Source organism: Massilia genomosp. 1 (genome assembly GCF_011682185.1).
Taxonomy (GTDB): Bacteria; Pseudomonadota; Gammaproteobacteria; order Burkholderiales; family Burkholderiaceae_D; genus Telluria_A; species Telluria_A rubra.
In genome coordinates this window covers 1-13,002 of the sequence record NZ_WHJF01000004.1, presented here as the reverse complement: position 1 = coordinate 13,002, position 13,002 = coordinate 1, and the positions used below count along the sequence as shown (strand labels likewise).

The following is a 13,002-nucleotide window of genomic DNA, read 5'->3' as shown; positions in this document are numbered from 1 at the left end:
GACGGAATTTTACGGGCAGGGCAATTCATTCTACAAATAGCTATTTATGTATTTTGAGAAAAGGTTGCGTTTATGCTCTTGTGGGAGTGTCCTTATTATGCATTGCAACAGACGCCCCGCCTGGCGGCCTACCTGGCCGGGTCCAGCGGCGCGACGGGCTCCGCCAGCACCTGGGTCCAGTACACCCGCGCTCTCTCGCCTGCATGGTTGATGGCGTAGGCGGCGCCCATGTCGCTCAATTGCGCATCCATCAGGTTGGCGCAGTGGCCCGGGCTGTCGAGCCATCCGGCGACCACCTGGTCGGGCGAATCCTGCCCCACCGCGATGTTTTCGCCGACCCGGCGCCACTGGTAGCCGGCCGCCAGCGCGCGTTCGCCGACCATGCGGCCATCTTTTCCGGCATGGCTGAAATAGCGCCTGGCGGCCATGTCGGCGCTGTGGCCCAGCGCCGCGGCGGCCAGTTCCTCGTTCCACACCAGCGGCGGCGCCGCCTCGAACGCTTGCGCGCCGCAGTTGCGGGCGCTGGCGCGGGCCCGGTTGGCCGCTTCCAGGATGCGCAGCCCGGCTTCGCGCGAAGGCGGCAGGCGCGAGGCGGCCGAGGGCGGGGCCGGCTCGGCCAGCACGATCAGCCAGCTGTCGCCGCTGCGGCGCGCGCCCACGTGCGCAAAGCGGGCATGCAACAGCGTCTTGCAGTAGCTGCGTTCGATGCTGGCCATGACCCGCACCGGATCGGACACGCCCGCCACGTAGATCGCGTCGGCCTGGGCCACCGGATAGCCGGCGCGCTCGATCGCCGGCGCCAGCAGGGTGCCGGACGCCACCTGGACGCTGGACAAGGCCGGATGCGCCAGCAAGGGCGCCACCGGTCCCAAGGTGGCGCCCTGGCAGAAGTGCGGGACGGCGCGGTAGGCGTTGATCAGGTCGATGAGCGTGGTGCGCTGCTGGGCGCCGGCCGGCAGCGTGGCCAGGGCCAGGCAGGCGAGCAGCCAGCGCGGCCTGGCGGTGTGTGGAGCGAAGAATGTCATGCGGGGATTCTAACAGCGGCCGCATTTTTGCTATGCTATCGACTTTCCACCGGCTGGCGCCCTTGCCCGGGCCGGCGAACCTCATTTACGGAGTAGTGCATATGGCCTCGTTGCAAGAGCAGTTTTTGAAAGCCGGCCTGGTCGACAAAAACAAGGCCAAACAGGCCAACCAGGAAAAGACCAAGCAGAAGAAGGTCGAGCGCCGCACCGGTACCCAGAGCGTCGACGAGGCCCGCCTGGCCGCGCTGGAAACCCAGCGCAAGAACGCCGAGCGGGCGCGCGAACTCAATGCCCAGCGCGACGCGGCCGCCAACGAAAAGGCGATCGTGGCGCAGATCGCCCAGATGGTGCAGAAGAACCGCCAGAGCAAGGGCAATGGCGATATCGCCTACAACTTCACCCACAATAACAAGATCGAGCGTTTTTACGTGTCGGCGGCGGTGCAGGCGCACCTGGTGGCCGGGCGGCTGGTGATCATCCGCCAGGGCGATTCGACCGAACTGGTGCCGCGCGTGATCGCCGACAAGATCGCCGAGCGCGATGCGTCGATCGTGGTGCGCGTGAACAAGGCCAGCACCGAGGTCGATGCGGACGATCCGTATGCGGCGTTCCAGATCCCCGACGACTTGATGTGGTAAGCCAGCCGGCCGCTCACAAGCCCGCGCGCTGCGCGAAGCGCGCGCGGTACTGCAGCGGATTGACGCCGAAATTGCGCAGGAAGACCCGGCGCAGCGTTTGTTCTTCGGCGTAGCCAATCTTTTTGCAGATGGCTTTCAAGGGCAGGGTGCTCGATTCGAGCGCCCGGCACGCCGCTTCCATGCGGATCGCCTCGACCGTCTTGGCCGGGGTGCGGCCCACAGTGGCGGCATACACGCGCACGAAGGTGCGCAGCGACATATTGGCCATCCCGGCCAGGCGCGCCACGCTCAGGTCTTCATCGATATGGGCGGCGATCCACGCATGCAAAGCCGCAAAATTGCCGTCATCGCGCGCCTGCGCCGCCAGCGGCACGCTGAACGGCGATTGTCCGCCGGCGCGCTTGATCGGTTGCGCGGCAAACCTCGCCCTTCAGGGTGGGGCCAAGAGCGCGGACGGCGCAGCCGTCCGGTTTGGTGCGTCTAGTGCGGCGTCTGCTGCTGTTCAATGTACTGCCGGATAACGGCGATAGGCGCACCGCCGCAGCTACCGGCAAAGTAGGAAGGCGACCATAGCGTGCCGCCCCAAAGCTTCTTGCGGATGCTCGGATAGTTCTTCTTCCGAATCATGCGGCTGGAAACGCCTTTCAGGATGTTGACCAGATTGCAAACGGAAACCTTGGGCGGGTAGTTCACCAGCAAGTGTACATGGGTGCATGCGTGTGATGTCGGTTGATCCGGACCCGTATTATCGCCGCTGCCACGGGTATTCGGTTTCCAGCACCACGAAGCGGGCGGCCGCCGCGCCGTAGCGGGTGGTGATGTCGCTCAGGGCCTTGTCCAGCACCTGGGCGGACGGCGTGGCGTCGAAGGCGGGCAGGGTCCAGTCCATCGGCCTGGCTTGTCCGCCAATCGGCTCGGGCATGAGCAGCAAGCCGTTGCGCGTTGTGACCTGCGCGCCGCCGCGCGCCAGCGCATGGACGCGGGCGCGCAGGGTGGCGCTGTAGGCGTCGGCGCTCAGGGCGAGCGCCAGTTCATCGACGCCGTCGGCGACCTCGATACCGATATCGTCGCTGGGACGCAAGAAATACGCGCTCACGGCGCTGACGCGGTCGCCGAAGGTGAGGCGGAAGGCGTCGCTGTCGTGGGTGGCGCTCCAGTCGGATACGCCGAGCCGGGCGGCCAGCGCCTGCGCGCGTTCGGCGCCGCCGATCGCTTCGACCAGCGCCAGCGACGTCGGTAGCGCCGCGCTGATGCCGGCGCTGGTCACCAGCTTGCCGTCGGCGACATAGCGCGTGTTTTTCAGCCAGGTCGTCTCGGGGAACTGCTCGATGCGCGCTGCGTGGGTGCTCCAGTGGCCGGTGGCGCGGTGGCCGCGCGTCAGGCCGGCGTGGGCCAGCACGATCGAGCCATTGCAGATGCCGATCATGGTCGCGCCCCTGGCCGCCTGCGCGCCGATCCACGCCAGCAAGGCCGGGTCATCGGCGTGTTTGACGGCGGGGACGATGACGTAATCGGCGCCGTCGGGATAGCGCTGGTCGAATTCGGCGACGCTGGCGCCGGGCTGGATTGTCAAGGGCAGCAGCAGCAGCGGGCCGGCCCGGGTGGCCACGCCGACCACCTCGGCCACGCCCGACTGGGCCAGCACGCCGTAGGGCAGCACGTAGTCGGACATCACCGTGCCGGCGTTGTCGCCCACCACCGCAATGACTGGCCTGGCGCGGCCGAAGCGCGGCGCGTAAGGGGCGATTTTTTCGGCGCTCCCGATTGTGGTGGTGGCGCCCGGCGCGGCGATGGCCGGGGCGTCCTGCGCGAACGAGGGGCCGCTGAAGGAGAGGGCGGCAAGGGCGATGAACGCCAGCGGCGGGAATGCAGTCATGAGTCGGACTCCGGTCAGTCATTAAGATGAGGTTCTGGCCCGGATTGGCTATCGCATCCGGGACCTGGGACGATCTTATGAGGCCGGCGGCTTGGCGTAAATGACAAAATACAGTCAATTTACGCCAGCCTGGAACGAAAAAAAACGCCAACCCGCGTGGGTTGGCGTTTTTTTGGGGAGCCGCGCGATATTACTTGGTTGCTGGCGCCGCTGGTGTTGCCGCTGCCGTGACCACCGGCGCCGCGACGCCGCTGGTCGCAGGCGTGGCTTCCTTGGTCGCCTTGGCCGACTTGGCGTGCTTGGCGTGCTTGGTCTTTTTCTCGGTCTTCACTTCGGTCTTGGTGGTGACTTCTTGCTTCATGCCCGCATCCGACTTGGTTTCCTTGACTTCGGTCTTGACCGAGTGCGTGTCCTTGGCGCCGTGGGCATCCTTGGTGTCGGTCTTGACGACGGTGGTTTCTTTGGTGTCGGTCTTGACCACATGCGCTTCGGTTTTCGCCGCCGGCGCCGCAGCAGGCGCGGGAGCCTGGGCGAAAGCTGCGGTTGCGAACAGGCCGGTAATCAGGGTAGCGATCGTTTTTTTCATGATGTGGTTTCCTTGGAATGGATATAAACGGTTTATATTGTTATGTATGGTGGGGCTTGCTTACTGCTTACTTGCTTGCCTGGGGCGCCGGCTTGGCGGCTGGCGCGGCAGCCTTGATGTCCGTGCCTGGGGCTTTGACGGCGGCTTTGGTTTCAACCTTGACTTCGGCCTTCGCTACCGGTGCTGCTGGCGCCGGGGCCGGCGTGGAAGCTTGTGCAAACGCAGCGCTGGCGAACAGTCCGGCGGTCAGGGTAGCGATTACTTTTTTCATGGTCAGTCCTTTTTCTGGTTTGAGGTTCGGTACACAGTTGCCGTGTCACTGAGCTGAAAACGCCGCCCGCAACCGATGAGTTGACGGCCTTTACACGCGCTTACAACTTGCGCTATCTGCTTACAACTCGGCATTTTCGATATCGCGCCGCCTTTGTATGGCCACTGGTGTGGCTCAGCACGGCAGCATTCCTCCAAATTTGTTTCTCCTGATACGAACACATCCCAAATTCCTTGCATGGACAGCGTGTACACCAACCTTGAGGGCCGCGCGTGTAAAAAAACGATCCTTGAAGAAATTACCGGCGCTGCCATCCTGGACTGCCCTGGTGTCGGCGGATTCACACTGCACGTGTTCAGCGACGATGATCGCAGCACGGTGAACATCGTCAGCGCGGAAAAGAAGGTGTTCGAGTTGCGCTACTCGGACGTGGTCACCGAGGGATTTTCGTGGCTGGGAAAGAAAGCGGAATGGCGGGTGACCAGACATGACGGCAAGATTGTTCCTGCCGCTTTGATCGTGCGCGTTAACGGCACCGATCAAACCGATCTGCGCCATCCGAAGCGCGTGCCCTTGCTGGCCGTGGCGCAGATTCGCCAGACCGAAGCGTGCGTGGTGACAACGCTTAGCGCCGGCTCGGCTGCGGCCAACGCCAGGGCCAGGGCGATCGCCGACGGTCCGGCACTGCCTTGTTTGAAAACCGTTGTGCCTCCTGCCCGAAGTGCTAGCACAACAAAGACGGCAATGCGTTCGGCCTGACCCAGGATCCGGACTGCGGCGTCGATTGCCACTTTTTTGCCAAGCTCGCGCTACCCGATGCGCGCACCATGATGGCGCGGGCCGGCCCCTTCACGTTTGCCAGCGCCTGCCTGTTACTTGCACGCATCACTTTTCTCTTGTTTCAGAAACAATTTTTGCCTACGCACATTGCATGATAATATTGTCAATATTAAATCCGCCAGCTTGTCGTTTCCGCCAAATGGGGCGGCGCGGCTTGGTTTGTGAGCGCTCAATCAAAGGACATGTATGACTATTCGCCCGATGGGTCTGATTTTTGCCGTGGCGCTGTGCGCCAGTGCCGGGGTGTCTGCCCGGACCGGCATGGAAAGCGTGTACAGCAACCTGGAGGGCAAGTCGTGCAAGAAAGTCATCGATGACAAAACCACCGGCGCTTACACGCTGACCTGTCCGGGTGTCGGCAAGTTCGCGCTGCAAGTGCTCGACGACGACGATCGCAGCTCGGTCAATCTCGTCAGCCCGGAAAAACACGTCTTCGAGCTCGATTACTGGACCGTGGTCACGCCCGGGTTTTCCTCGCTGGGAAAAAAAGCGGAATGGCGCATGGCCAAAATTGACGGCAAGGTGGTTCCGGCCGGCTTGATCGTGCGCGTCAACGGCACCGATCAATCCGATCCCGAGCATCCGAAGCGGGTGCCGCTGCTGGCCGTGGCGCAGATTCGCAAGACCGAAGCGTGCGTGGTGAAAACCATCGGCGCCGGCGCCGCCAAGGCCAACGCCGAGGCGCGCGCGATTGCCGACGGCCCGGAACTGCCCTGTTTGAAATCCCTTATGCCCTCCAACCAGTCGAAAAAAGGATAACGTATGGCCCAGCCATCATTAGCATGCAAGCGAGCACTAACTGACGCAACTTCACTGTGCCCGAAGCGCAGCCGCGTCTCGGACGGCCTGATGGGTGACTCCGCGCACCAGACCAGGAAAAGCGACCACAACGACGGCAATGCGTTCGACCTGACCCATGATCCGGACAATGGCGTCGATTGCAATTTGTTCGCCAAGCTCGCGCTGCTCGATACGCGCACCACCTATGTGATCTGGAACCGGCAGATTTGCAATGTCAGCGATGGCCAGTGGAAGCCGTATCACGGCAAAAACGGCCACACGCACCACATGCATGTATCGATCAAGGCCGCCTTGCGCAATGTGGCCTCGCCGTGGCCCTGGGCGTCGATCGAATCGTAAGCCGGCGCCGGCCGGGCGCTCACTTGGCCAGCACCGGCATCACGCCGCTGCTCTCCGATGCGGCGTCGATGTTGCCGAAGTAGACCTGCAGATCGTCGGCCGGCTGGAAGTTCGACAGGTACACCTGGAAGGTGTTGGCGTCGATCTTCCTGAAGGTGCCGGGGAAGCACAGGCTGACGATTTCGGCCGGATGGCGCTTGATGACGTTGAGCGTGAAGTCGTCGATGCCGCGCTTCCAGGTATTGCCGGTCTTGAGGATGTACGACACGTGCTCGGCCGGCACCAGGCGGTCCGGCGTACGCGCCGCCAGTTTCTTCCAGGTGCTGAGGAACTCCTTGTCGGCGCAGTAGGTTTTTGCGACCTCCGCATTCATGCCCCATTCGCCGGGGCCGCCGGACACGAACGGCCGGTACGCATGATGCACGCGCACCACTTTCCCGGCCGGGAACACTTGCTTCCAGATGTAATTCACCTGCACCTCCCAGACCGGCCCGGTGTCGCCGTCGGCGCCCTGCTCGAGCAGCTTGAGGCTGCTCAGTTGCTGGCGCTGTTTCGCCGTCAGCGGCGCTACCTTGGTTTTTGATGCGAAACTGCTGTTGAAGGCAATCTGGGCGTCGCTCAGGCCGAGTTTTTTGAGCTGGGCAGTGATGTCTTCTTTCGCATGCAAGGCAATCACGCGGGTGCTCAAGCCGACCGCCTTGCCATCGACCTTGATCGAAAACCCCGCCGGCTGGCCGTAGTACGTGTCGCTGCCTTGCTTCATGGCCTGATAGGCGGGCAGCGGGAACACGATCGTTTCTTCCAAATCATTCGACGATTCATTGACGAATTCGTAGTCCACGCTGATCAGGCTGCGGCTAACGTTGAGCACTTCCTTTTTCATGGCAATGGCGTCGGTCTTGCGGAACACGATCCCGCCGGCGCTGACGCCGGCAATGCCGTCATTGGCAAGCGCAAGGACGGGAAGAAGGAGGGTGGCGAGGGCGGCTGTGAGTCGTGTCATGGCGGTGTGCTTTGTTCGAGGGTGAGGGACGGCGGCGCAAGATTGAGTAGATGGAAACTATAACGGAAACCGACGCTGGTGGCGGTATTCTTCCGGCGCGGATTGTTCTTCGACGCGGCAAGGCCGGCCGCAAAGTGACGCCGGCGGCGCGCCATCTGCTCCTTGCGTGACCTAACGTACGGACGAGATCGCTTTTGGAAGGCATTCTGCCTACATCGACACCAAACAACCTCTACAGGAGCACGATCATGGGTAAATATGTCATTGGCTGGATGCTGGGAATTCCGACCGTCGTACTGGTGGTTCTGTATTTCATCTTTAACTGATACAGCAGCGCCTGGCCTTGAAGCCGGGCCGGACAGGACAATGTCCTGCCGCCGCAACTGAAAACGCCACCCTCGGGTGGCGTTTTTGTTGCTCAGCGGGCGGCGACGGCTTGCACCCTCACTCAGGCGGCCTGGGCGAGCGTCGGATAGTCGGTATAACCGTGCGCGCCGCCACCGTAGAAGGTCGACTGGTCCGGTGCGTTGAGTGCGGCGCCGGCGCGCTGGGCATAGTATTCGGCATTCAACTCGGTGGGGACATCGCCCGGCTGGCCTGCGCGCGAGCGCGTCAGCGGCGCCATGACGACACGGCTGGACAGGGTGAGTGCGCCAGCCTTGACGGGCGATAATAGATGGTCGTACATACGTTCTCCTGGAGAGGGAAGATTGGATAGCAGGCAGCGCTAATTCGTCCGGATTGAATTAGACCGGTCGTCTAGTGTAGCGCTAAAAAGAAATCCGGCAGGGCGGTGCGGCGCTGGCCGCTAACGTACACGCCGCCGGGAACTATCGCATCGTGCATAAGTCTTATAGCGGAAGCTGCGCGTACGCTGCGATAATAGCGGCCATCTTCCCACACCCTGACTTGCCATGTATATCCCTACTTTCGACGACGACGACATTCAAGAAAATACCGATGAGGCGACCTACGCGCGCGGCAGCGCCTACTACCGGCGCGGCAAGGTGTACTCCTGCCGTGTCCACGGGGACGACATCGTCGGCACGGTGGGCGGCAGCGGCGGCCGGGTCTACGAGCAAACGATCGAGGTGAGCGAGGATGGCGGGCTCATGATCGACGGCAGTTGCAGCTGTCCCATGGAATACAACTGCAAGCACGTGGTGGCCGTCCTGCTGGCGTATTTGGAGCGCCAGGATGCGCAAGCACCGTCCGCGCCTGCGTTGCCGTATGCCAGCACCGCCTGGCTCGGCCAGCTTGCACGGGTGGCCGCCGCGGCCGATTTCGCCGGGGCCGGCAAGCCGGTGTCGCAATTGATCTTCGTTTTTGTTCCATCCAAGCAAAATAGCGGCCTGGAACTGGCGCTCTGCCGTTCGCGTCCGCGCCCGGACGGCGGCTACGCCAGCGCCAGCGCGATCACGCAGGGCTACGAGCTGGTCGCCGAAGCGGCCAGTGGCGGCGCGCAGGGCGAATTGATCCGCTTGTTCCTCGCCTTGCGGGCCGATGGCGAAGCCTACGGCGCGGTGGCCCAGCCACGCGGCGCGCTCGGTGCGCAGTTGCTCGCGCAATTGCTGGACCAGGGCTTGCTGCTGCGGGCCGGCTCGCGCAAGGACCTCAAGGGCAAGATGCGGCAACTGACACGCGGCGCGCGGCGCGCCGCCGCGCCGGCCTGGCGCAGCGCGAACGGCGTCTGCAGCCTGGCCTGGGAAGGCGAGGGCGGCGCCATCGATACCATCCTGCCGACCGATCCGCCGATGTACCTGCATGACGACCAGGTGGGCGAGCTCGACTTGCCGGCGGCGCTGCGCGGCCTGCCCATGGCGGCCCTGTTGGACCTGGTGCGGCAGGCGCCCCTGGTCGAGGCGACGCAGGCGGCGCGTCTTGGTACTGAAATGCAAGCCCTGCACCTGGAGCGCCTGATTCCGCCGCCACCCGTGATGGGGATGATGCTGCGCAGCGATATCCGGCCCACTCCCTATCTTTTGCTGGGAAGCATGGAGCGCGCGACCCACGGCGGACAGGCGTCGGCCTGGCACGATTACGCCGTGCTGGCCTTCGATTACGACGGCAAGCGGGCCTCGGTCGACCCCAGCCAGCGGCTGGTACGCACGAGCGCAAGCGGCAGCGAACAGATCGAGCGCGACGGCGGCGCCGAGACGCTGGCCCACGCCACGCTGGAAGGCTTTGGCTTTCGGCCCAGCAGCGCGCCGGCGCTGAACCGCTTTGTCGGTGCGCTGGAGTTGCCCGACACCGAAGCCTGGCTCGAATTCGGCCGCGCCGGCCTGCCGGTCTTGCGCGCCCAGGGCTGGCTGCTGGAACTGGCGCCGACTTTCCGTTACGACGTGCGCGCGATCGACGACTGGTACGCCGACGTCGACCCGGGAGGCGAGGGCAATGCCTGGTTCGAGCTGGAACTGGGCATCGTGGTCGAGGGCGAGCGCGTGCCCCTGTTGCCGATCCTGTTGCAACTGATCCGCAGTGCGCCCATGGAATTCGATGCGCAGGCGCTGGCGGCCCATGCCGACAGCGACGTGCTGATGGCGCGCCTGCCCGGCGGCGCGCGCGTGGGCCTGCCCTGGAGCCGCATCCGGCCGATCCTGAGCACCCTGGGCGAACTGTATTTTCTGGAGCGCATCGGCAACGCCATCCGCCTGCCCAGCCTGGACGCGGCCCGCCTGGCCGAGCTGGAAGCGGGCGCCCGCCTGCGCTGGATCGGCGGCGAACGCTTGCGCGCCCTCGGCCAGCGCCTGGCCGGCTTCGACGGCGTACATGCGGTGGCGCCGCCGCGCGGCCTGCAAGCGACCTTGCGCAGCTACCAGCAAGAGGGCGTGGCGTGGATGCAGTTCCTGCGCGAATTCGGCCTGGCCGGCATCCTGGCCGACGACATGGGCCTGGGCAAGACCATCCAGACGCTGTCGCACATCCTGCTGGAAAAGGAAGCGGGGCGGCTGGACCGACCGGCACTGGTTGTCGCGCCCACCAGCCTGATGGGCAACTGGCAGGATGAAGCGGCGCGCTTTGCGCCATCGCTGCGCGTGCTCCTGCTGCATGGGCCGGACCGGACAGAACGCTTTGGGGAGATGGCCAACTGCGACCTGGTCCTGACCACCTATGCGCTGCTGCCGCGCGACGAGGCGGCCTTGCTGGGGCAAGAGTTCCATCTGTTGATACTGGACGAGTCGCAATACATCAAGAACCACCGCAGCAAGGCAGCCGGGACGGCCGCCCTGCTGCGCGCGCGCCATCGCCTGTGCCTGACGGGCACGCCGCTGCAAAACCACCTGGGCGAATTGTGGTCGCAATTTCACTTCTTGCTGCCGGGGCTGCTGGGCGACGAGAAGCAATTTAACAGCGACTTCCGCAAGCCGGTCGAGCGTGATGGCGACGCCGGCCGCAACGCTTTCCTGACGCGCCGCATCAAGCCGTTCCTGCTGCGCCGCACCAAGGACCACGTGGCCAAGGAATTGCCCGCCAAGACAGACATGCTGCGCGAAGTCACCCTGGCCGGGGCGCAGCGCGACCTGTACGAGACGGTGCGCCTGGCGATGGACAAGAAGGTGCGGGCGGCGATTGCCAGCAAGGGCGTGGCGCGCAGCCAGATCGTGATCCTGGAAGCCTTGCTCAAATTGCGCCAGGTGTGCTGCGATCCGCGTCTGGTGGCCATGAGCGGCGCGCACAAGAGCGCCGCGCCGTCGGCCAAGCTGGCCGAATTGACCGGCATGCTGGAAGAGTTGCTCGACGAGGGCCGCAAGATCCTGGTGTTTTCCCAGTTCACCAGCATGCTGGCGCTGATCGAAGACGAACTGCGCGCGCGCAATATCCCCTACGCCTTGCTCACGGGCGACACCAAGGACCGGCGCGCGCAGGTGGCGGCGTTTCAGGACGGCAAGGTGCCGGTCTTCCTGATCAGCCTGAAGGCGGGCGGTGTCGGCCTGAACCTGACGGCGGCCGACACCGTGATCCATTACGATCCGTGGTGGAATCCGGCGGTGGAGAACCAGGCCACCGACCGCGCCTGGCGCATCGGCCAGGACAAGCCGGTGTTCGTCTACAAGCTGATCGCCAAGGACACGCTGGAGGAAAAAATCCAGGAGATGCAGCACAGGAAGGCGGCGCTGGCCGGCGCCGTGCTCAGTGGCGGCGATACGCAGGGATTGCAGATTACCCAGGAGGACTTGCAGGGAATATTCGCGCCGTTGGAGGTGGAGGCGGCGCCGGCATCGGCGCGGCGTGCGCGGATCGTCAACGCTTGAGGCAGCATGAGATGAGGGAGGTCCTGTATCCTGCGCGACGCCCCGGGAGATAATCGCTACACTGGCTGCATCGAAAACAGCTGCCGAGGCCGGGATGCGCACGATCGATTTCAGTTCATGGCAAGGAGCGCTGACGACCATCGTCGGCCTGGCGGTGTTCACCTTGCTCGGGGTGGGCATCCGCATGCTCATGATGCAGACCATTCAGCAGCGCCGCGAGCGCATGAACCGCCAGATCAACGAGCGCCTGAAAACGCTGATGTCCGCCTATCGCACCCTGGGCGGGTCGTTTACCGGGCAATTGACGGTCGATCCGACCCATTTGCGCGACGTGCGCCAGGGTACTCCCGGCGTGCCGGAAGAGGCCGGCGCACCCGAGGGGCCGGCCAGTTCCGATCGCTCGCGCCGCATCCGTGACGCGGTCGAAGCGGCCCTGGCCGAAATTCTCTTGCTGGGCACCGAAGAACACTGCCGCCTGGCGGGCCAGGCCGCGGCCGACCTGGCCGCCGGCCGCCCCATCCACACGGCGGACCTGGTCATCTCGCTGCGCAGCTTTATCCGCTCGGCGCTCGACCTGGGGCCGGTGCCGGGCGACGTCATCATTCCCTTGCAGGGACCGACGCGCGCAGCGGCCGGCGCCGGCCGTGGCAAGGGTGACGCCAACCGGGGTGGCAACAAGGGCGCGGGCATGGAGCTGCAGGGCGGCGCCGGCGCGATGGGCATGGACATCGCGCCCGCCGTGGGACGCAACGACGGCGGCCATGCCGGTTAATGGCGCGCTGCGGGGACCAGGGTGCAGAAGCGAAATCCGCCGCCCCCGGTCCATCCGGCGTCGGCGCTCACGCCCGTCTTGTCGCCCGCGATGACCGTTATCAATCGGGCAAGGCAATGGGTGCGCGCCTGCTCGCCTTGTTCGATTCCAATATAGCCGCGTCCGGTTTTATGCGCGACAGCCGCCGTCGAGCCCGAGCCTGAGAACGGGTCCATCACCAGGTCTCCGGGCCTGGAAAACAGATCCAGCATTTTCTTGACATAGGCTTCCGGCTTTTTGCCGGATCGGAAATCGACACCGCCTTCATAGCGGCAATTGCCAAACTGGGGCGAGAAGTCGTAAAAATTCTCGATGGGCAGTTCCGCTTCCTGCACCTCCAGACTGCGCTTGTCGGTCGGGACACCTTGAAAATACTTGCCTTTGGTCGCCGACGCCCTCTTCGGCCCGGTTAAATAGCGATAGCCGAGACCGCCCCCTGTGTCAGACTACTTGTCGGGTGTGTTTTTGAACAAAGTATGTCGTGATCTTGAGCGTTGTAGTGGGGTTTTTAGGGTTCGTTCTTGTGCTGTACTTTTGACATCGTTTCCGGGAGCGGGGG

13 protein-coding genes and 2 pseudogenes are annotated in these 13,002 nt (G+C 64.2%); 6 read left to right on the top strand and 9 right to left on the bottom strand.

The window, feature by feature from the left end; translation table 11 throughout:
- Nucleotides 1-128: 128 nt before the first annotated feature.
- On the bottom strand, nt 129-1,025 hold the full coding sequence (locus F1735_RS02255) for a CAP domain-containing protein (protein ID WP_167235406.1): 897 nt from the start codon (nt 1,023-1,025) through the stop codon (nt 129-131).
- Nucleotides 1,026-1,126: 101 nt separating this feature from the next.
- Between F1735_RS02255 and F1735_RS02250 the strand changes: the two genes are divergently transcribed.
- On the top strand, nt 1,127-1,663 hold the full coding sequence (locus tag F1735_RS02250; protein ID WP_166896488.1) for a DUF2058 domain-containing protein: 537 nt from the start codon (nt 1,127-1,129) through the stop codon (nt 1,661-1,663).
- Between the two features lie 13 nt (nt 1,664-1,676).
- Here the strand turns inward: F1735_RS02250 and F1735_RS02245 are convergent, their stop codons facing one another.
- The 5 genes and pseudogenes from F1735_RS02245 to F1735_RS02225 all read right to left on the bottom strand — a co-directional run bounded on the left by F1735_RS02245 (nt 1,677) and on the right by F1735_RS02225 (nt 4,396).
- Entirely contained in the window at nt 1,677-2,036 is a 360-nt protein-coding gene (locus tag F1735_RS02245) for a helix-turn-helix domain-containing protein (RefSeq protein ID WP_373888455.1), read from the bottom strand.
- Between the two features lie 107 nt (nt 2,037-2,143).
- A pseudogene (gene tnpA, locus F1735_RS02240) lies at nt 2,144-2,371 on the bottom strand (IS200/IS605 family transposase); the annotation flags it as partial.
- Between the two features lie 37 nt (nt 2,372-2,408).
- A complete protein-coding gene (locus F1735_RS02235) occupies nt 2,409-3,539 on the bottom strand; it encodes a DJ-1/PfpI family protein (RefSeq protein WP_167235405.1) in 1,131 nt (376 codons plus the stop codon).
- A gap of 190 nt (nt 3,540-3,729) precedes the next feature.
- Complete coding sequence (locus F1735_RS02230) at nt 3,730-4,125, bottom strand: hypothetical protein (RefSeq protein WP_167235404.1); 396 nt, start codon at nt 4,123-4,125, stop codon at nt 3,730-3,732.
- 67 nt (nt 4,126-4,192) lie between these two features.
- Nucleotides 4,193-4,396 (bottom strand): hypothetical protein, encoded by a 204-nt coding sequence (locus tag F1735_RS02225; RefSeq protein ID WP_167235403.1) that lies wholly within the window; start codon nt 4,394-4,396, stop codon nt 4,193-4,195.
- Between the two features lie 237 nt (nt 4,397-4,633).
- On the opposite strand from F1735_RS02225, the gene F1735_RS02220 reads away from it, so the two are divergent.
- From F1735_RS02220 to F1735_RS02210, 3 genes are all read left to right on the top strand, one after another.
- The gene (locus tag F1735_RS02220; RefSeq protein WP_167235402.1) at nt 4,634-5,155 is read left to right on the top strand and encodes a hypothetical protein; all 522 of its coding nucleotides are present in this window, start codon (nt 4,634-4,636) and stop codon (nt 5,153-5,155) included.
- 267 nt (nt 5,156-5,422) lie between these two features.
- Nucleotides 5,423-5,995 (top strand): hypothetical protein, encoded by a 573-nt coding sequence (locus F1735_RS02215; protein ID WP_167235401.1) that lies wholly within the window; start codon nt 5,423-5,425, stop codon nt 5,993-5,995.
- A 90-nt stretch (nt 5,996-6,085) separates the two neighbouring features.
- Nucleotides 6,086-6,376 carry a hypothetical protein gene (locus tag F1735_RS02210; RefSeq protein WP_167235400.1) on the top strand — a complete coding sequence of 97 codons (291 nt, stop codon included), beginning with the start codon at nt 6,086-6,088 and terminating at the stop codon, nt 6,374-6,376.
- Between the two features lie 19 nt (nt 6,377-6,395).
- On the opposite strand, the gene F1735_RS02205 is transcribed toward F1735_RS02210, so the two are convergent.
- Nucleotides 6,396-7,379, bottom strand: a complete 984-nt coding sequence (locus F1735_RS02205; RefSeq protein WP_167235399.1) for a DUF4424 family protein — start codon at nt 7,377-7,379, stop codon at nt 6,396-6,398.
- A gap of 529 nt (nt 7,380-7,908) precedes the next feature.
- Nucleotides 7,909-8,067: pseudogene (locus tag F1735_RS02200) on the bottom strand (oxidoreductase); the annotation flags it as partial.
- 226 nt (nt 8,068-8,293) lie between these two features.
- On the opposite strand from F1735_RS02200, the gene F1735_RS02195 reads away from it, so the two are divergent.
- Nucleotides 8,294-11,632, top strand: a complete 3,339-nt coding sequence (locus F1735_RS02195) for a DEAD/DEAH box helicase (protein WP_167235398.1) — start codon at nt 8,294-8,296, stop codon at nt 11,630-11,632.
- 94 nt (nt 11,633-11,726) lie between these two features.
- On the top strand, nt 11,727-12,404 hold the full coding sequence (locus F1735_RS02190; protein WP_167235397.1) for a hypothetical protein: 678 nt from the start codon (nt 11,727-11,729) through the stop codon (nt 12,402-12,404).
- Here F1735_RS02190 and F1735_RS02185 read toward each other — a convergent pair.
- Nucleotides 12,401-12,778 carry a DNA methyltransferase gene (locus F1735_RS02185; RefSeq protein WP_167235396.1) on the bottom strand — a complete coding sequence of 126 codons (378 nt, stop codon included), beginning with the start codon at nt 12,776-12,778 and terminating at the stop codon, nt 12,401-12,403. The two genes, F1735_RS02190 and F1735_RS02185, sit on opposite strands and share 4 nt — an antisense overlap.
- Nucleotides 12,779-13,002: the final 224 nt, after the last annotated feature.

Excerpts from the sequence above, each read along its gene's own strand:
- F1735_RS02255 (WP_167235406.1), bottom strand. The coding sequence starts at position 1,025 with ATGACATTCTTCGCTCCACACACCGCCAGGCCGCGCTGGCTGCTCGCC.
- F1735_RS02250 (WP_166896488.1), top strand. The coding sequence starts at position 1,127 with ATGGCCTCGTTGCAAGAGCAGTTTTTGAAAGCCGGCCTGGTCGACAAA.
- F1735_RS02235 (WP_167235405.1), bottom strand. The coding sequence starts at position 3,539 with ATGACTGCATTCCCGCCGCTGGCGTTCATCGCCCTTGCCGCCCTCTCC.
- F1735_RS02230 (WP_167235404.1), bottom strand. The coding sequence starts at position 4,125 with ATGAAAAAAACGATCGCTACCCTGATTACCGGCCTGTTCGCAACCGCA.
- F1735_RS02225 (WP_167235403.1), bottom strand. The coding sequence starts at position 4,396 with ATGAAAAAAGTAATCGCTACCCTGACCGCCGGACTGTTCGCCAGCGCT.
- F1735_RS02220 (WP_167235402.1), top strand. The coding sequence starts at position 4,634 with ATGGACAGCGTGTACACCAACCTTGAGGGCCGCGCGTGTAAAAAAACG.
- F1735_RS02215 (WP_167235401.1), top strand. The coding sequence starts at position 5,423 with ATGACTATTCGCCCGATGGGTCTGATTTTTGCCGTGGCGCTGTGCGCC.
- F1735_RS02210 (WP_167235400.1), top strand. The coding sequence starts at position 6,086 with ATGGGTGACTCCGCGCACCAGACCAGGAAAAGCGACCACAACGACGGC.
- F1735_RS02205 (WP_167235399.1), bottom strand. The coding sequence starts at position 7,379 with ATGACACGACTCACAGCCGCCCTCGCCACCCTCCTTCTTCCCGTCCTT.
- F1735_RS02195 (WP_167235398.1), top strand. The coding sequence starts at position 8,294 with ATGTATATCCCTACTTTCGACGACGACGACATTCAAGAAAATACCGAT.
- F1735_RS02190 (WP_167235397.1), top strand. The coding sequence starts at position 11,727 with ATGCGCACGATCGATTTCAGTTCATGGCAAGGAGCGCTGACGACCATC.